Here is an 18248-nt window from a genome sequence, read left to right on the forward strand (position 1 = left end):
TCTTTGGCGCGTTGTAGGCCGCATCAAAGTCGCTGGATCCCCGCTTTCGCGGGGATGGCGACGCTTATCATCGACTTTCCAAAGAGGGTGACCGATCTCTGATCCATGGCACAGGCTACAACGCTACGAAAATGCTCTTTCAAAATATCCAACTCTCTCCGGCGGCCATCATCGCGCGTTCGCCCAGCGTTTTTTTCGCGCCGCTCAATTGTTCGCTGTGCTCGCCGCGCAGCGCGACGGGCACAGCGAAGGTGATGGCGTTCGCCGGATCGAGGTTGATCACCACCCACGTCTCACGACCATCGCTGCGCGCCTGCAGCACCCATGCGTGGGTTTCGGCGACGGGGTAGTAGCGCAGTTCCTGCGGTTGCTGCAGGTTGGGGTTATGGCGGCGTACGGCGAGCAGGCGTTTGTAGTGATTGAACAGCGAGGCCGGATCGGCCTGCTGCGCGGCGACGGAATGGCCTTTGCCGCGCAGCGAGGCCCAATACCGCGACCACCATGCGCCCTGGTCGCCGCGATAGCCCTGCGGTGCGGGCAGGTCGATCCAGTTGCGGCCGGTGGCGTTGAAGCCGGCGTTGGCGTCGTCGGTCCATTGCATCGGCGCGCGGCGATAGCGGTCTTCGCCGATGTCGTGCTGCGACATGCCGATTTCCTCGCCGTAGTAGAGATAGGCGGTGCCGGGACTGGTCAGCAGCAGGCTGGCGGCGATTTTCGCCTTGGCGGTGCTGTCCTGCAGCGAATGCATGATCCTGTTCTTGTCGTGATTGGTGAGGAACGGCGAGAAATAGCCCATCGGCGCGGCGGCGGCGCGTTGTTGCAGGTTGCTCCACAGATCGTCGCGGTGTTTGTCGGCGGGCGTGTCGCTGAGCGTTCCGAAATCGGCGGCGCGCACCGATGCCGGATTGAGGATGCCGATCACCAGATCGCCGAAATCGAAATCGAAGGCGCTATCGAGGCCGTGCCCACCGTCGCGGTATCGACCGACGACATCCAGCGATGCCCACGCTTCCGCGACGAGCACCGCGTCGGGATTGATCGCTTTGACGCGCCGGGTGAAGCCGGTCCAGTAGTCGATGGTGGCCTGCGTATCCGCCTGCTTCGACAGCGCGCCGTCTTCGATCGCGTAACGCACGGCGTCGAGGCGGAAACCGTCGACGCCTTTCTTCAACCAGAAGGCGGCGAGCGCATCGAGTTCGGCGACGACTTTCGGATTGCGCAGATTCACGTCGGGCTGCGAGCCGCCGAACGCACCGTAGTAGTACGCCTTGCGGGTTGCGTTCCAGTGCCACACCGCTTCGGGATTCGATTGGTTCGACCACGCCTGGCCCCAGCCTGCGGGCCGCTGGTCGCGCCAGATGAAATAGTCTTCGTAACCCGGTTCCTTGCGTGCGGACTTGAGGAACCAGTCGTGCTGGTCGGAAATGTGGTTCAGCACCAGATCGAGGATGACCTTGATGCCGCGCCGGTGCGATTCGGCGACGAAATGCTCGAACTCGGCCATCGTCCCGTAGTCGCGCTCGACGTTGTGGAAATCCTGGAAGTCGTAGCCGTGGTACGACGGCGCCTCGAACATCGGCGTCAGCCAGATCGCGTCGACGCCGAAGTCCTTGAGGTGATCGAGCTTCGATGTCATGCCGTTGAAGTCGCCATTGCCGTCGCCGTCCGAATCCTTGAAGGACCGCGGCCAGATCTCGTAGACCGTGGCGGCATTCCACCAGCGCTGCGTGCCGGCATCGAAGGTCAGCGATTGATGGTCGGGCGCAGGCATGGCCGGTGCGGTCGCCGTCATCGGCGGCGGCGCGTCGAGACTGGACTGCGCAGTGCAGCCGAGCAGGAGAGTGGCGAGTAGGGCAGTGGCGAACGTTTTCACCGACGGTGTCTCCGGGTTTCGATAGCGAAGCATGCAGGGATGGTCGGCATCGTAGTCAGGCGCGTTGCCCGAACAGCCGCATGCACAGCGCGACGCCGAGTCCCCACGCGCCGTTGAGCAGCAGTGCGCCGCCGATCAGCGTGCCGTTGAGCGCGATGCCCTTGATCGGAAACACCACGAACCATGCGACCAGGCTGGGCAGGACCGCGCCGAGGACCAGCGCGAGCAGCCAGTGCGCTGTGCCGATGCGTTTGTGGATCAAGGCCCACAGTGCGATGCCCCACAGCCCGCCCCAGAACGCGAGCGACACCACTTTGGGCACGCCGAGCGGCGGCGTGGGGTCCATGTTCCAGGCGGCGGTCGGCACTTTGCCGGCCAGATGCAGCAACTGCAGCAGGCCCTGATGGAACAGCAGCGTGGCGATGAAGCCGGCGAGAAAGGCGAACACCAGCGTTTTCGGTTTGAACACGACGCGGCTCCTGTGCGGGCAGGTCCGCAGGATACGCCGAGGCGCAGGCGTTGGTCAGGGTGCGGAAGACGCGGCCTGCGGGTCGCGCCACACCATGTAGACGTCGGCGCGGTCGTAGTGCGAGTCGGGCTTGATCGATGCCTGGTGCTCGAAGCCCATGCTTTCGTACAGGCGCACCGCTGGCGTCAGTTTGCTGTTGGTTTCCAGGAACAGCCGAAGACCGCGACGCTGGCGGAATTCGGCGATCGCCGCTTCCATCAGCGCACGACCGATACCCAGGCCCTGGCGTTGTTCGTCGACCGCCATCTTGGTGAGTTCGTAGACGCCGTCGGATTCGAGCAGCAGCGCGCAGGTGCCGATGACGTCATCGCCCAGCATCGCGAACAGGATCGCTCCGCCGGACTGCAGGATTTCCGCTTCAGGATTCGACAGCACGCGATGGTCGATTTCCTCGACGTAGAAATATTTGCGCAGCCAGGCTTCGTTGAGCCGGTAGAAGTGTTCGCACAGCGCTGGATCGAACGGCACGATCCGCAGCGCGGAGCGGTCCTGCATGGCCGCGCGCGCGACGATGGTGCCCGCGAGCGTCGGCACGAGCACGCTCTCGAAGGCGGTCAGCGTCTGCAGCAGGTCGATGCCCTGTTCGCGGCAATGCTGCGCGAACAGATCCTCGATCGCGCGCCACAGCGGTTTCGCGGCGCGCAGATCGGTGTCCGCGCGCGGGGTCAGCGCCAGCCGCCGACGGCGTTTGTCGGCCGGGTCGACGACGACCTCCAGCCAGCCCTGGTCGGTGAGCTTGTCGGCGAGTTGGCTCACCGCCGAATGGGTCTGGCCGATCGCTTCGGCGATCTCGCCGACGGTCAGCGGCCCACGATCGTGGAGGATGCGCAGCAGCGGAAGCCAGCGCCCCTGGATGTCGAGACCGCTGTGGCGATAGACCTCGTCGGCGGTGGCGTAGAGGCGGTCGCTGACCGCGCGCATGCGGCTGCCGAGGGCGATCAGTCCGAGTTGGGTGATGTATTCCATGGCGATAAAATAGTATTTATGTAAGTAATAACATATTTGCTCGTGTCTGGATTCGCAAGCAGTTTCACTCGCGCCCGGGCTTGATTTGCACTAGATTGGTGCAATGTCTGCCGAGGCCGTATTTCCCGATGCCCATGTCTTCGATGTTCTGGCCACACCGGTCGCCTGGTGTGACGGCGAGGGGCGGGTGCTGGGCGGCAATCTGGCGTTCGCGCGCTGGCTGGGCGTGAGCCAGCGCCGCCTGCCGGGGATGCCGCTGGCGGCGTTCGAGGTGGAAGGCCAGCGGCTGGCGCGGATTCTCGACGAGGCGCCCGTCGGCGAGCAGATCCGGCTGCGTCGGCTGCACTTTGCGTTCCCCGGCAGCGACACCCGGCCGTATGCGGACGCCCTGCTGTCGCAGCGCGCGGACGGCGGCTGGTGGATCGAGGCGCATCCGGTCGATGAATTCCCCGGCGACGACCCGGCCACGGTGCTGCCGTCCGCGCTGTCGGCGGCGCTCAAAGGCCTGGCGCACGAATTGCGCAACCCGCTTGCCGGACTGAAGGGCGCGGCGCAGCTGCTGGCGCGGCGGGTCGAGAGCGACGAGGCGCGCGAGCTCACCGGACTGATCGAATCCGAAGTCGCGCGGCTGACCGAGCTGATCGACCGCCTGCTGTCGCCGCAGCCGGCGCGCGCGCACGAGGCGCTGAACATCCATGTCGTGCTGGAACGTGTGCTGCGCCTCGCCGAAAGCGATGCCGGTTGGGCGGTCAAACTGGTTCGCGACTACGACCCGTCGCTGCCGGAATTGCCCGGCGATGCCGACCGGCTGACCCAGGCGGTGTGGAATCTGGTACGCAATGCGATCGAAGCCGGCGCCGCGAGCGTCAGCCTGCGCACGCGCGTGGAGCACGGCGTGCGCATCGGCGATGCGGCGCATGCGCGCGCGCTGCGGCTGGAGATTTCCGACGACGGTCGCGGCGTGCCGGAGGCGCTGGCCGAGCAGGTGTTCCTGCCGCTGGTCAGCGGTCGCGCCGAAGGCACCGGTCTGGGGCTCGCGCTGGCGCAGCAGGTCGCGCGCGAGCACCGCGGTTCGCTGAGTTATCGATCGCGTGCGGGCCACACCGTCTTCACCCTGCTGCTGCCGTTCGCGCCGCTGGCGCACGACGATCACGATCACATGAAGACACGCAACGATGACCGCTGATCACGACACCAATACCGAGTCGATCTGGGTCGTCGACGACGACCGCTCGGTGCGCTTCGTGCTCGCCACCGCGCTGCGCGAAGCGGGTTACGCGGTGACCGCTTTCGATTCCGCGCGCGCGGTGCTCGATGCCATCGCGGTGCGCCCGGTGCCGGATCTGCTGTTCACGGATGTGCGCATGCCCGGCGACGACGGTCTGGTGCTGCTGGATGCGATCAAGGCGCGGCATCCGCAATTGCCGGTGATCGTGATGAGCGCGTACACCGACATCGCCAGCACCGCCGGTGCGTTCCGTGGTGGCGCGCACGAATTCCTGTCGAAACCTTTCGACCTCGATGCGGCGGTCGCGCTCGCGGCGCAGGCGCTCGCGCCCGGGCGCGAGCGCGGCAACGACGCGGACGATGCCGGTGCGGCGTTCGATGCGCGCGTGCCGGTCACCGACGCGCTGGTCGGCGATACACCGGCGATGCAGGCGCTGTTCCGCGCCATCGGCCGGCTGGCGCAGGCGCCGCTGGGAGTGCTGGTCACCGGCGAAACCGGCACCGGCAAGGAACTGGTGGCGCGCGCGCTGCATCGCGAATCGCCGCGCGCGCGCAAGCCGTTCGTCGCGCTCAATACCGCAGCGATTCCGTCGGAGTTGCTGGAAAGCGAACTGTTCGGCCACGAGACCGGCGCGTTCACCGGCGCCAGCAAGCGTCACATCGGCCGCTTCGAGCAGGCCGACGGCGGCACCTTGTTTCTCGACGAAATCGGCGACATGCCGCTGCCGCTGCAGACGCGGTTGCTGCGCGTGCTCGCCGAGAACGAGTTCTTCCGCGTCGGCGGGCGCGAACTGATCCGCGTCGATGTGCGGGTGATCGCGGCGACCCATCAGGATCTCAACGCGCGGGTCGCCGAAGGCCGCTTCCGCGCCGATCTGCTGCACCGTCTCGACGTGGTGCGGCTGCCGCTGCCGCCGCTGCGCGCGCGGCGCGATGACATTCCGCGTCTGGCCGAGCGCTTCCTGCGCGCGGCTGCCGGCAAATTCGATGCGCCGGTGAAACGCTTCGCGCCCGCCGCGCTGCAGCGGCTGCACGCGCACGACTGGCCGGGCAATGTGCGCGAACTGGAAAACCTGTGCTGGCGGATGGCCGCGCTGGCGCCCGGCGATGTGATCGTCCCGGAAGATTTCGACGATGCGTTCGGCGCGCAGATTGTGGATGCAGCGTCGACATCGGCCGCGTCGGACTGGCAAACAGCGCTCGGCGCTTGGGCGCGCGCGCGTCTCGATGCGGGCGAACGCGATCTGCATGCCGCCGCGCGCGCGCGCTTCGACCAGGTGCTGTTCGACGCCGCGTTGGCGCATACCGGCGGTCATCGTTCCGAAGCGGCGGCGAAACTCGGTCTCGGCCGCAACACGCTGACCCGCAAACTCGGCTCCGGGCGCAAGCCGCGTCGACCTGCCTGAACCCCGGCATGCGTCGTTGGCGCATAACGATGACATGACGATCGTTCGCTTAAGATCGCGTTTCCCGCTTTGCAGGAATCCCACCATGGCACCGATCCGCGTCCTCGCGATCACGACCCTCTCTGCCGCGCTCGCCGCCTGCGCCAGCGCGCCGCCGCCGAAACCGCCCGCGCCACAGCATCGCATCCAGCGCGCGGTCGCCAATATCGCGCCGGTGTCCGCGAGTCTGGTCAGCGGTCGTCTCTCGATCACCGCAGTGGACGGTGGCGTGCGCATCGAAGGCGAACTCGGCGGACTCGGTCGCGGCGGCAGCCATGCGATCCACGTGCACGAGCGCGGCGACTGCAGCGCCGCCGACGGCAGCAGCGCCGGCGGCCACTTCAATCCCGAGGTCGCCGCGCACGGACGCGCCGGCAGCGGCGCGCATCATCTCGGCGACATGGACAATCTTTCCGCGAACCACGCAGGTGTCGCTGCGGTGAATCTCCGACTGCTGGGCGTCACTCTCGGCAGCGGCGGCGCCAACGACATCCTCGGCCGCGCGCTGGTGGTCCACGCCGGCCCCGACGACTACACCAGCCAGCCTGCCGGCAATTCCGGCCCGCGCGTGGGCTGCGGGGTGATCGAGATGGCGATGTGATGCGACGTTGGCGGCGGATGCGCGCAGGTCGTTGGGACCCGTCGTCCTGATCCGGCGACATCGGGCCAGCGTCTGTCCGCGTCGCCCGGGACTCCGCGAAGGCCCGGGGTCTGGTGCCCGGGCCTTCACGGTCCTGGTATCGGATCTGCCTCGCTACTTGCGCGGATCCGCTTTGGTCTGTTCGATCACCGAAAGCATGGCGCTGTCCAATGCTTTGTATGAGGTGCCGATCGACAGCAACGATGTTTCAAGTGCGATGACCGTGTCGGAAACCAGCGCGTAATTGTTCTCGTCGGCTTCTTCCGGTCCGGTGCTCAGGATGTTGTCCTGCACCGTATAGCTGTAGCGCGGTACCCCATCCGAAAATCGTTCGAGCAGGACGCCGTTGTAGCCGAGGACAGGCTCGGGGCTGTAGGCCTCGATGATCTTCTCCGGGTTGGTGGTGGCCTTCGCCAGCGACTGTTCAACACTGTCGAAGTCGTCGCCGGGCGCGAGCAGCACGGTCGGGCTGGGAAGCCCCGAATGCACAAGGAAGGTCATCCGGAGCCATTCGCCCTTGGCCAGCGCCTCGTCCACAGGTGCCTGCTCGGGGAGTCCCGCATACGGATCCGGAATGGGTGGATCGAGCGGTGCATCCGGGTCGTCGTCGGGCGGTAGCGGTTCCAGGGGCGCGTCGCTGTCGAGAGCCGCGGCGGGTTTGAGTGCGGCGCCCGGCTCTGCAGCCTGCGCCAGGAAGATCGCGAACGCTGCAGCGAAAAGGCTCGCGCAGAGCAGGGTCTTGCGATGGATTGCGGTATGCATCTCGTTTCTCCTTGTCCCTGGCGGAATCAGTTGATGTTCTCGTGTCCGTAGCCTTCGGCGATGTCGGACCAGGCGAGGAAGAAACCGCAGAAGTTGCTGTACGGGCCGCGATTCGCAGTGCGTGGGTCGGTGATGATGTTGCCGGCGTTGTCGCGATTGGTCGCCGCGGTGCCACCGGGTTTGTGCGTCCATGTGCCGTTCTGATCGAGCCGGTACCAGTGGTAGTCATAGCCCGGCGCCACTACCAGTGCGAGGCCGGTCTTGAAGTCCAGCGGCCAGTTCGGATAGTAGGAAATCGGCTGCAGGCCATCGGCGATCGCGGCGGCGTGGACTGCCGCGCAAGTCATGGAGACTGCCTGTGCGCCGGCCGCGCGACCGGGTTGTGCGAAGGTGTTGGTCGCCTTGTTGTTGGAATAGTTGTAGCAGTTGTTCTGCCCTTGCCGGCTGTTGCCGTTCCAGTACGACGGCGTGAAGTTCGGGCGACCCGGGTTGAGCACCGACCATACTTCCCAGTTCGGCAGCGCACGGTTGTAGGCGAAAACTTCATCGATGCGGTCGTTGAAGCGGAAAGACGGGATGTTCACGTGCCCGCCGATGTAGAACGGCTGGTCGGTGTTGTTGATGTTGCCCATCTTCGGCGTGGCGTAGCCGGCGTTCTGCCCGTCGATGTAGAAGGTGATGTTGACCGGCCACGAGGTACGATTCACCGAAACCGCGACGTGGTGCCAGCGGTTGGTCGACAGCGTGACCGAACTGTCGGAAACGTAGTTGAGCCAGCCGGTTTCGTCGGAGAGCTGCAAGAGAAGGCGGTTGCCGTTATTGACCGCGAACGAATACCCGCGGCCATTGCTGCCGCGATTGTCGATGATGGTCTTGACGCTGCTCGAAGTGTCGTTGATGCGCACCCATGCCGCCAGCGTGAAACTGCCGGTACCGAAGTTCAGGTTCGACGAATTCGGCACGCGGATGTATTTGCCGCCGGACAGGTTCACGGATTGGCCCATCCAACCGTAGGATGTGGCGGAGCCGGTGTAGATGCGCCCGTGGCGGGCGAAACCGCTGGTGTCGGGCGCGAGCCTGTAGAAAAACAGATTGACCGGGGTCAGATGCCATTCGCCGACCATGCCGTTGGTGACGCGGATGGGAACCGCATGGGTGACCGCAGCCGGCATCAACATGCCGAGGGCCAGTAGCAGGCTCAGCAGGATATTTCTCATACCTTCACTCCTTCGAGGTGGCTGGTGCGCATTGCCGCTGCGGGGGATGCGCGGGCTCCCTGTTCTCTGAACGTTGCCGCCGATGCGACAACGTTGTGTTGCGCAGCTATCCGGAGGTTAGCATGCTCGGCAGCAGCGGAATCGACATCCAAGATCGCTGCGCGCAGGTGCCTGGTGCGGCTCAGCCTGCGAGCACCGCGCGCGCATCGCGCCCCGCCGGGCAGGGCAGCATGCGCACGTCCAACCCGTGCACTTTGAGGATCGCCGCGAGCTGGCGCTGACGCGCCTGGAAATGCATGAAGCCGCGATCGATGCGCGCCGCATCCAGTTCGTCCGCGGCGTAGCGGCGCTGCCAGCCGCTGCGGTCGAAGTCGGCGATGCGCACTGCGCCATCGATATAGCGCAGCAGTGGTTCGGGTGGCGCGTCCAGCCAGGCGTCTTCGTTCGGTGCCAGCAGGGCGGTTTCCACCAGCGGCCACAGTGCGCCCAGGCCGACGTGGCGATATTGCAGTGCCATCATCGCCGCGAGGTCGTAGGCGGTGAGGTAGCGGGCGTGTTCGACCTTCGCCGCGAACGCGTCCTGCGCCGTCAGCGCGGTGTCGGCCTGGGCCATGCCGCGTTCCAGCAGGGCGTGCTCGAATCCGGCTGCGACCGCAGTGGCCTGTTCGGCCGCGCCGACCAGCAGGAACGGCACCACCCGCAGCGGCCCGCCGTGGAGTTCCAGTTCGGCGCGCAGCGGCTGCGGCACCACGCCATGTTCGTCGGCGCCGAAGGCGATGATCCGCGCCGTGTCCGCACCCGCGCCGGTCGATTGCGGCGCGCGCGCGTGCAGTTCTTCCAGCCGCCGATGCAGCGGCCAGCCCGGGCGCAGCATCTCGGCGGGGTCGTAGTGGGCGCCGGCGAAGACCAGATCCAGCGCGGCGGCATCGGCGGCCAGCGTCGCCAGATCGCGCCCGACCAGGCCGGCGAGCGTGCCGGCCTCGGCCTGGCGCAGTGCCGCCCGGCCTGGTTGGCTGCCGGGGACCAGTTCCAGCGCCAGTGCGCCGCGCACGATCATGCGCGGGGTTTTTTTCTGCGTTGTGTGCGGATCTGCGCTCATCGTCTCTTTGGTCGGGCTGCGGTGCGGCGTTACACTCTCACGCATTATCGATGGCCGCCGTGCGCTTCAGCCAGCGGGTCGCTCAATCAAGAGGTGTTCCGATGCTGCATGGTCGTCCCGTCGCCGTCCTGGGTGGCGCCCGTATCCCTTTCTGCCGCCAGAACACCGCCTACACCGATGTCGGCAATCTCGGGATGTCGGTCCGGACCCTCGGCGCGGTGGTCGAGAAATTCGGCCTGCACGGCCAGCAGCTGGGCGAAGTGGCGATGGGCTCGGTGCTCAAGCACAGCAGCGACTGGAACATCGGCCGCGAAGCCGCGCTGTCCTCGGGCCTGTCGCCGCTCACCCCGGGCATCACCATGCAGCGCGCCTGCGGCACGTCGCTGGACACCATCATCACCGTCGCCAACAAGATCGCCACCGGCCAGATCGAGTCCGGCATCGGCGGCGGTTCGGACACCACATCGGACGTACCGATCGTCTACGGCCAGGCCTTCCGCCGCCGCCTGCTGTCGGTGGCCGCGGCGAAAACCACGATGGACCGCATCGCGCGCTTCACCAACGGGTTTTCGTTCCGCGAACTCAAGCCCGAATTTCCGGGCGTCGGCGAGCCGCGCACCGGCAAGTCGATGGGCGAACACTGCGAGGACATGGCGAAAGAGTGGAAGATCGAACGCGAGGCGCAGGACGCGTGGGCGGTGTCATCGCACCACAAACTCGCCGCCGCCTACGAGCGCGGCTTCTTCGATGATCTCGTGGTCAATTTCCGCGGCGTCTCGCGCGACAACATCCTGCGTGCCGATTCTTCGCTGGAAAAACTCGCATCGCTGAAACCGGCGTTCGACAAGACCTCCGGTCGCGGCACGCTCACCGCCGGTAATTCCACGCCGCTCACCGATGGCGCTGCGGCCTGCCTCATCGCTTCCGACGACTGGGCCGCGCAGCACGGCCACGAAGTGCTGTGCCACATCCGCGACGCGCACGTGTCCGCCGTCGATTTCGTCCACGGCGAAGGCCTGCTGATGGCGCCGACGGTCGCGGTCGCCGAAATGCTCAAGCGCAACAATCTCACGCTGCAGGATTTCGATCTCTACGAAATCCACGAAGCCTTCGCCGCGCAGGTGCTGTGCACGCTGCGCGCGTGGGAAAGCGCCGACTACTGCAAGACCCGGCTTGGATTGGATACACCACTGGGCAGCATCGATCCGGCGAAGATCAGCCCGCTCGGTTCCTCGCTCGCCACCGGCCATCCGTTCGCGGCCACCGGTGCGCGCATCGTCGCCACCGCCGCCAAACAGCTGAAGGAACGCGGCGGCGGTCGCTGCCTGATCTCGATCTGCACCGCCGGCGGCATGGGCGTGGTCGCGATCCTCGAACGCTGACATCGGTCACGGTGACGCCGGTTACATCCGGCCGTGGCCGCTCCGCGCTAACCCCACGATCCGATCCGGTACGTTTGATCGCGCCGTGCGTTGCATCCATCACTGATCGATCACCGGGGAATCACCATGCGTTCCATCCATTCGAATCTGATCGCCTGCGGCCTGACCGCAGTGTTGTTTCTGGGTATCGCGGCCTGCAGCAAACAGGAAAGCGCTGCCGAATCGACGAACATGGCGTCCGCCGACGCGGTCGCCTCCGCCGAGGGCGGCGCGATGCCCGCATCGGCACCGATGCCGCAGGAAGCGGCGAAGGCGGAATCCAAAAGCGCCCCCGCTTTCGCCGAACTCGGCGATGCGGCCGTCGAATCCGAAGAAGACGCGCGCCGCAGCGAGCCCCAGGTCGAAGTCGAGACCCGCGTCGATGCCGGGCAGGTCAGCTCCAGCGCCGCCACCTTCGACGACGGCCAACGCAAGTTCATCCGCACCGCGCAGGCGCAGTTCCGGGTGAAGGACGTGTACTCCTCGGCGCTGGCGATCGAGGATGTGGCGGCGCAGCAGGGCGGTTTCATCGTCAACAACAACATTTCCGCGCAGACCATGCGCGTGCAGCGTCGCCCCGCAGGCGACGGCAAGCTGATCGAGCTGGTCGAATACACGGTGCGCGGCACGCTCAGCGTGCGCGTGCCCAGCGACAAGACCCAGGATTTCCTGCGCGCGATCGCGTCGCAGATGGAATTCCTCGACCAGCGCAGCTTCGACGCGGCCGATGCGCAGTTCCAGATGCTCCGCCAGCAATTGGCGTACCAGCGCGAACAGCAGGCGCAGATGGAACTCGGGCAGGCGATGCAGTCGGGCGACCGCCTCGATCGCAAATCCGAAGTCATCGCCGCGCGCACCGGCGCCAAGCTGCAGCGCGACGAAGCGTTGATCCAGCAGAAGGAATTCGAGGACAAGGTCGACTACAGCACGATCAGTCTGACGCTGTACCAATTGTCGAAGATCCGCCAGACCGAAATGGTCGATGTCGAAGCGGTGTTCCAGAAGCACAGCCCGGGCTTCTTCACCCGCCTGTTCGATGCGTTGCGCGTGGGCTGGTACGGCGTGCTCGACCTGTTCATCGGATTGATGAACGTGTGGCCGCTGTGGCTGGTCATGGGCCTCGGCCTGTACGGCCTGCGCCGCTGGGCGGTGTCGCGTCGCAAATCGCGGTCGGTGCCACCGCCGCCGCCGCCGACGGAGTGAATCGAAGCATGATTGCATCGAGGGCGCGCTTCGGCGCGCCCTTTTCGCGAAACCGATGCTGCAGGGCTGCGCAGGCGTCGACCGCATCCCTCCGCATGAGGATTTCGTCGTGACCGAACAGAGCCGTTTCTTCCGATGGATCTACCGTGCGCTTGCGCTGTCCGGGCTGTTGATCGTGTCGATGATCGCTTACGTTTTCGTCAGGGAAGCCCTGTTCCCGGAGCTGTGGCCAGCTTCACACACCATCGAGATATCGGGCGCATCAGGAAACAAAGGGGCGTCCACTATCCGGATGCATGTCGGCAGCGTGACCCGGATCAAGGGATCCGCAGTGAAGATGATCGAGATGACGACCGTAAGTCGCGGCACCGGAAGCCTGCGATCAGGAGGAAGAAATTATGGCGATGACATCCGCAATCTGATCTTCATCGTCGAGGGGCAGCCCGAAGCCAAGTGGCTCTTTGAAAAAAACGGCCAGCGGTTGCGATCGATCCAGCAGGTCTGCGCATGCGACGACCGCGCACAGAGCGGTGATGCCCCGACAACCGCGATCTTCCTCGAAGTGATCCGCACCGATAGCGATGGCGATGGCGAGTTGGATTGGGGCGATCGGCCGGTTCCTGCGCTGCTGCGGCCCGATGGCAGCGGATATGCCGAGCTGGGTCCGTCCGTCGAGAACATCCTCGATACCTCGTTGAGCGAGGATGGCGAGCGCTTTGGCCTGCTGATCAACGATGGCGGCAAGCTGCTGTACCGGGAGTACGCCATCACGGACTTCTCTCTGCATTCCGAACAGGTTTTGACCGAACTCGATCGTTGAGTGCGATCGATAACCAGCGTGTTCGGCGCACGAGTTGTTGCATGCGCGTCATGCGGCGATCAACGCTCGCGTACGCTGCGGTTGCCCTCTGCGAGCACCCAGCCTATGAGTTGCATGTTCGCATCGCCAAGCGCGCGCTCGAATGCACGATTGACCTGGACGACATCGGTGCCAGCGGCAGGCACCGTCACATCGAATACGCGAGTGGCGACGACGCGGTTGCTGGTGTTCTGCACGAGACGTGCGCCGATTTCGATGCGTGCGCCCGGCGTGGTGCCGCCGCTGTAGTCGGATTCGAAGCGGCGCAGGTCGAGCAGCAGTTGGTACTGCGCGCTCACACCTTCACCGCGCCGGGCGACACCGGCGAGCTTGCCGCTGTCGGCGAACGCGCGCAGCAGCGTGTCCAGCACGAGGTCCGGCGCCGGCTGCGTCCACGCCGCGCCCTTGTACACCTGCAGTTCGCCCGGCTGCGGGCGCACGAGAATGCGCGCGGAGTCGTGCATGGTGTCCGCGTACGGCCGTGCGATCTGCAGCTGCCAGTCCGCCTGCGGCCATGCGCTATCGACGGCGATCGTCGGCTCGGGGCGATACAGCGCCAGCGTTTCCTGCTTCGGCAGGATGCCGCAGCCGGCGAGCGATGCGGTCGCGAGCAGCAGCGCAGCGAGGCGGATGCCGGCCACGGAGCGCGCGGAGAGATGTCGATTCATCAGGGCTCGAACTCCTTGGGTTTCTGCCGGCCGAGGACGTAGCCCGCCGGGTTGTCTTCGAGGCGGGAGGAAATCTTGCGCAGATCGCGCACCAGCCCGCGCAGCTCTTCCATCGTCGGCCCGAGCTGGCTCAGGCCGTCCTGGGTGAAGCTGTTGATCGCGCCGCGATTCTCGCTGAGCAGTTTGTCGGCGTTGCCGGCCGCGTTGTCGAGCCGGTCGAGGGTGCTGTCGAGTTTGGCGATGAGCTGCGGCAGCTTCTGCACCAGCTCGCGATCGACATCGGCGATCGCGCCGTTGGTGGTGTCGAGCGTGGCCGCGAGTTTTTCGCTGGAGACGCGCGCGTTGGTGATCAGCGCGCCGATGTCCTTGCGCTGATCGGCCAACACGCCGGTGGCGTTCTCGATGTTGTCGAGGGTCTGGGTGATGTTGCTGATGTTGTCGTCGCTCAGCACCTTGTCGAGTCGCGCCACCAGCTTGTTCGCGGTTTCGGCGATGTTCTGCAGCGCCGAGGCTTCGGTGAGGATCGTCGGCACCGTGTCGCTGTTGTCCGGGACCAGCGATTTCGCGTTCGGGCTGCCGCCGGTGAGCTGGATGAACGCGGTGCCGGTCAGGCCGGTGAACGACAGTTTGGCGCGTGTGTCGACCTTCACCGGCGTGGTCGCGCGCAGTTTGACGTGCGCGACCACTTTGCGCGGATCGTCCGGCGCCAGGCTCAAGGTGTCGACGGTGCCGACGCTGATGCCGTTGTACTGCACGCTGCCGCCTTCGGTGAGACCGGTCACGGCTTCGTCGAAGACGACGTTGTAGTAGCGCCAGTCCTTGCTCGAGGTGTATTTCGCCGCCCACAGCCCGAACAACAGCAGGAACGCGGCGGTCGCGAGCGTGAAGGCACCGATCATCACGTAGTTGGCACGGGTTTCCATATCAGATGCTCTTGGCGGAACGGCATTGGCTGTCGCGCGCGGCGCGTCCGCGCGGCCCGTTGAAATATTCCTGCACCCAGGGGTGATCGAACGTTTCGATCTCCGCCAGCGGCGCGACCGCGATCACGCGCTTTTCGGCCAACACCGCGACACGGTCGCAGATCGCGTACAGCGTGTCGAGATCGTGGGTGATCAAAAAGACCGTGAGTCCCAGCGCCTGCTGCAGCGTGCGGGTGAGATGGTCGAAGGCCGCGGCGCCGATCGGGTCGAGACCGGCGGTGGGTTCGTCGAGGAACAGCAGCGGCGGATCGAGCGCGAGCGCGCGCGCAAGGCCGGCGCGCTTGCGCATGCCGCCCGAGAGCTGCGACGGCAGTTTGTCCAGCGCGTCCGGCGGCAGCCCGGCGAGTTTCACCTTCAGCAGCGCCAGTTCGTACAGCAGCGATTCGGGCAGCTCGGGATGATGTTCCTTCAGCGGTACCTGCACGTTTTCGCCGACGGTCAGCGACGAGAACAGCGCGCCGTCCTGGAACAGCACGCCGGTGCTGCGCTCGATGTGCAGCCGGTCTTCGGTGTCGCGCGAACGACCGTCGACGCCGAGTATTTCGACCGATCCCTCATCTGGCTCGCGCAGGCCGATGATCGAACGCATCAGCACCGATTTGCCGCTGCCGGAACCGCCGACCACGCCGATGATCTCGCCGCGACGCACGTCGAGATCGAGATGGTCGTGCACCACCTGCGCGCCGAATTGATTGCGCAGGCCGCGCACGCGGATGATGGGTTCGTCGGTGGCGTAAGAGGACATCATCGAATGCGAAAACCGACTGAAGCAGGCGCGGTCTCCGCCGCAACGTATTGAATAGGGTGCGCCTCGGCGCACCGATGGTCGATAGAGAGCGTCGTCATGATGCTTCGATCGAAAATCGACGATTTCTTCTTCGCAGGACGTGGCTTGGGGAAACGGTGCGCCGAGGCGCGCCCTATGAAAATCACGGTGGTCGAAGTGATTGGCATCGTTCACCAGCCTACCTGCATGAACCAGATCGCGGCGAACGCGTCGAACACGATCACCAGCGAAATGGTCTGCACCACGCTCGAGGTGGTGCGTTCGCCGACCGACTGCGCGGTGCCGCTGACCTGCAGGCCTTCGAGGCAGCCGATCAGGCCGATCACCACCGCGAAGATCGGCGCCTTCGACATGCCGACCAGGAAATGCCGCAGTTCCATCGTTTCCTGCAGGCGGCCGTAGTAGGCCTGCATCGGGATATCGAGGCTGCTCATGCCCACGACCATGCCGCCGAGCAGGCCGGCGAGCATCGCGATGAAGGTGAGCAGCGGCAGCATCACGATCAGCGCGAGCAGGCGCGGGATCACCAGCAGGTCGACCGGATCGAGGCCGAGGGTGCGGATGGCATCGACTTCCTCGCGGCTGACCATCGAGCCGATCTGCGCGGTGAACGCGCTGGCGGTGCGGCCGGCGAGGATGATCGCGGTGAGCAGCACCGCGAACTCGCGCAGGAAGGCGATGCTGACCAGTTCGACGACATAGATCGACGCGCCGAAGTCGGCGAGGATGTTCGAGCCCAGAAACGCGATGACCGCGCCGACCAGGAACGACAGCAACGCCACCAGCGGCACGGCGTCCAGGCCGACCTGTTCCATGTGGAAGACCGTGGCGATCACGCGCAGGCGACGCGGCTGGACAACGGTGCGCACCAGTTTGCTCAGGGTCTCGCCGAGGAAACTCACCAGCGCGACCACTTCGCGCGCGTTTTCGTGCACCGCACGGCCCAGGCGTTCGAGCGCGGCGACGAAGCCGTAGTTCTTTTTCGCCTTGGGTCGTCCGTCCTTCACGTCCTCGATGATCTGCACCAGCGCGCGATGATCGTCGCGGAAACGCAGTGCATCGTCGTCGAGCCCGCGTCGCGCGGCGTGACGCAGCAACTGAAGCACGCCGAGCGAGTCGAGGCGCGAAACCGCCGAGGCGTCGAGGCGACGCACCTGGTCGGGAATTTCGCGCAGGGCGGCGCCGATGGCTTCGGCGTAATGCAGCGTCCACTCGCCGGACAGGCGCACGCACGCCGCGTCGCCCGGATCGATCTCGATACCTGGAATGGCGTGGCTGGGCGGCGTCATCGTCGGGGGTCAGCCGAGCAATCGCGGCAGGCCATGGGCGTCGCGTTCTTCGATCGCCGCTTCGGCAAGGATCTGCTGCTTCAGATCGCGACCGGGCATCGGTTCGGCCGCTTCGCCGCGCGCGACCCGCAGTGCGTTCCGATAGCAAAGCCTCGCGCGCGCATCGTCGCCGGCCTGCGCGAAGCCGTCGCCGAGCGCTTCCCACGCCTCGCCGCCGCCGCCCTGGGCAATGGCGCGATGCAGCGTCTGTTCGGCCTGCGGCCACTGTCCCTGCGCACGCGCGAGCCGCGCGACGCCGAGCAGTGCACCGGGATTGGCGGGATGCGCGCGAAGCCAGTCTTCGGCGCGCGCGCGCCGACGCTCGAGCGCCGTCGCGTCGAGGCGCTCGACCGGCAGCGCCCCGTAATGCGCGGCGAGCGATTCGTTCCACTGCGCGTCGATCGCCTGTTCGAGACTGCGCGCGGCGGCATCGTCCCAGCGCAGCGCGGCGGCACGGTCGGCGTAGGCGCGCACCACGGTGGGCGCGTTGCGCAGTGCGGCGGGCAGGGCGTCCCAGTGATCGGCCAATGCGTTGGCGTCGGCGGCTTCGCGCAGTGCGCTCTCGGCCCACAATCGTTCGCGTTCGACCAACTGCGATGACGACAGCGCCTGCTGCTGGCGCAACGCACCGAGCATGCCGTAGGCCTGCGCGCTCTGGCCGCTGGCGGCCAGGGCATCCGCGCGCAGCGCCAGCGCGCGCGGCGGCGGCGCGCCATCGGCGACGGTATCGAGTGCGGCGATCGCATCGGCGATGCGGTCTTCGGCCAATGCGGCTTCGGCCAGCACGACCGCTCGCGCATTGGCATGTTTCATCGGCAACGCATCGAGTTGTGCGGTCGCGGCCACGACATCGCCGCGCGCCAGCGCCGCGCGTGCGGCGGCGACCCGCGCCGGCGCTTCGAACTGCGGGTCCCGTGCTGCCTGCGTGAGCAATTTTTCGGCCTGCGCGTAACGCCCCTGATGCAGCGCGTCGATGCCGTCGCCCAAGCGCGCGCGCGCGATGCGTTCGCGTCGCCGATACCACAGCCGGAAGGGCAGGCGCAGCAGTGCGTACAACAGCCACAGCGCGAACAGCGCAGCACCGACCATCAGCAGCCCGCCGACCAGCGTGGACTCGATCGTGGTGCCGAGATATCGCACCAGCACGAAGCCCGGGTCCTGGATCAATACCTGCGCCAGCAGCGCGCCGGCCAGCGCGGCGAGGATCCAGAACAGGATGTGGCGAAAGAGATTCATGTCGT

General features: G+C 66.2%; 17 protein-coding genes. 6 read left to right on the top strand and 11 right to left on the bottom strand.

Features of this window, described 5'->3' with window-relative positions:
• Positions 1 to 139 precede the first annotated feature (139 nt).
• The 3 genes from HOP03_08950 to HOP03_08960 form a co-directional block, all read right to left on the bottom strand.
• Positions 140 to 1906, bottom strand: a complete 1767-nt coding sequence (locus tag HOP03_08950; GenBank protein NOT88299.1) for a DUF3459 domain-containing protein — start codon at positions 1904 to 1906, stop codon at positions 140 to 142.
• A gap of 22 nt (positions 1907 to 1928) precedes the next feature.
• Entirely contained in the window at positions 1929 to 2324 is a 396-nt protein-coding gene (locus tag HOP03_08955) for a hypothetical protein (GenBank protein ID NOT88300.1), read from the bottom strand.
• Between the two features lie 72 nt (positions 2325 to 2396).
• Positions 2397 to 3368 (bottom strand): MarR family transcriptional regulator/GNAT family N-acetyltransferase, encoded by a 972-nt coding sequence (locus tag HOP03_08960; GenBank protein NOT88301.1) that lies wholly within the window; start codon positions 3366 to 3368, stop codon positions 2397 to 2399.
• Between the two features lie 103 nt (positions 3369 to 3471).
• On the opposite strand from HOP03_08960, the gene HOP03_08965 reads away from it, so the two are divergent.
• From HOP03_08965 to HOP03_08975, 3 genes are all read left to right on the top strand, one after another.
• On the top strand, positions 3472 to 4554 hold the full coding sequence (locus HOP03_08965) for a PAS domain-containing sensor histidine kinase (protein NOT88302.1): 1083 nt from the start codon (positions 3472 to 3474) through the stop codon (positions 4552 to 4554).
• On the top strand, positions 4544 to 6001 hold the full coding sequence (gene ntrC / locus HOP03_08970; protein ID NOT88303.1) for a nitrogen regulation protein NR(I): 1458 nt from the start codon (positions 4544 to 4546) through the stop codon (positions 5999 to 6001). The genes HOP03_08965 and ntrC overlap by 11 nt, the downstream gene beginning before the upstream one ends.
• Before the next feature lie 85 nt (positions 6002 to 6086).
• Positions 6087 to 6641, top strand: coding sequence for a superoxide dismutase family protein (locus HOP03_08975; GenBank protein NOT88304.1), 555 nt, complete (start codon positions 6087 to 6089; stop codon positions 6639 to 6641).
• Positions 6642 to 6794: 153 nt separating this feature from the next.
• On the opposite strand, the gene HOP03_08980 is transcribed toward HOP03_08975, so the two are convergent.
• The 3 genes from HOP03_08980 to HOP03_08990 all read right to left on the bottom strand — a co-directional run bounded on the left by HOP03_08980 (position 6795) and on the right by HOP03_08990 (position 9716).
• Positions 6795 to 7442, bottom strand: a complete 648-nt coding sequence (locus HOP03_08980; GenBank protein NOT88305.1) for a hypothetical protein — start codon at positions 7440 to 7442, stop codon at positions 6795 to 6797.
• Between the two features lie 26 nt (positions 7443 to 7468).
• Positions 7469 to 8659 (bottom strand): LamG domain-containing protein, encoded by a 1191-nt coding sequence (locus HOP03_08985; GenBank protein ID NOT88306.1) that lies wholly within the window; start codon positions 8657 to 8659, stop codon positions 7469 to 7471.
• 181 nt (positions 8660 to 8840) lie between these two features.
• Positions 8841 to 9716, bottom strand: coding sequence for a hypothetical protein (locus HOP03_08990; GenBank protein ID NOT88307.1), 876 nt, complete (start codon positions 9714 to 9716; stop codon positions 8841 to 8843).
• 143 nt (positions 9717 to 9859) lie between these two features.
• Between HOP03_08990 and HOP03_08995 the strand changes: the two genes are divergently transcribed.
• From HOP03_08995 to HOP03_09005, 3 genes are all read left to right on the top strand, one after another.
• Positions 9860 to 11140, top strand: coding sequence for an acetyl-CoA C-acetyltransferase (locus tag HOP03_08995; GenBank protein ID NOT88308.1), 1281 nt, complete (start codon positions 9860 to 9862; stop codon positions 11138 to 11140).
• Positions 11141 to 11266: 126 nt separating this feature from the next.
• Positions 11267 to 12382 carry a DUF4349 domain-containing protein gene (locus tag HOP03_09000; GenBank protein NOT88309.1) on the top strand — a complete coding sequence of 372 codons (1116 nt, stop codon included), beginning with the start codon at positions 11267 to 11269 and terminating at the stop codon, positions 12380 to 12382.
• Positions 12383 to 12491: 109 nt separating this feature from the next.
• Positions 12492 to 13202 carry a hypothetical protein gene (locus tag HOP03_09005; GenBank protein NOT88310.1) on the top strand — a complete coding sequence of 237 codons (711 nt, stop codon included), beginning with the start codon at positions 12492 to 12494 and terminating at the stop codon, positions 13200 to 13202.
• Between the two features lie 59 nt (positions 13203 to 13261).
• On the opposite strand, the gene HOP03_09010 is transcribed toward HOP03_09005, so the two are convergent.
• The 5 genes from HOP03_09010 to HOP03_09030 form a co-directional block, all read right to left on the bottom strand.
• Entirely contained in the window at positions 13262 to 13909 is a 648-nt protein-coding gene (locus tag HOP03_09010) for an ABC transporter (protein NOT88311.1), read from the bottom strand.
• Positions 13909 to 14832 carry an MCE family protein gene (locus HOP03_09015; GenBank protein ID NOT88312.1) on the bottom strand — a complete coding sequence of 308 codons (924 nt, stop codon included), beginning with the start codon at positions 14830 to 14832 and terminating at the stop codon, positions 13909 to 13911. The genes HOP03_09010 and HOP03_09015 overlap by 1 nt, the downstream gene beginning before the upstream one ends.
• A 1-nt stretch (position 14833) precedes the next feature.
• Positions 14834 to 15640 (bottom strand): ATP-binding cassette domain-containing protein, encoded by an 807-nt coding sequence (locus tag HOP03_09020; protein ID NOT88313.1) that lies wholly within the window; start codon positions 15638 to 15640, stop codon positions 14834 to 14836.
• A gap of 209 nt (positions 15641 to 15849) precedes the next feature.
• On the bottom strand, positions 15850 to 16968 hold the full coding sequence (locus HOP03_09025; GenBank protein NOT88314.1) for an ABC transporter permease: 1119 nt from the start codon (positions 16966 to 16968) through the stop codon (positions 15850 to 15852).
• Positions 16969 to 16977: 9 nt separating this feature from the next.
• The gene (locus HOP03_09030) at positions 16978 to 18243 is read right to left on the bottom strand and encodes a heme biosynthesis protein HemY (GenBank protein NOT88315.1); all 1266 of its coding nucleotides are present in this window, start codon (positions 18241 to 18243) and stop codon (positions 16978 to 16980) included.
• Positions 18244 to 18248 lie beyond the last annotated feature (5 nt).

Source organism: Lysobacter sp. (assembly GCA_013141175.1).
GTDB lineage: Bacteria > Pseudomonadota > Gammaproteobacteria > Xanthomonadales > Xanthomonadaceae > Lysobacter_I.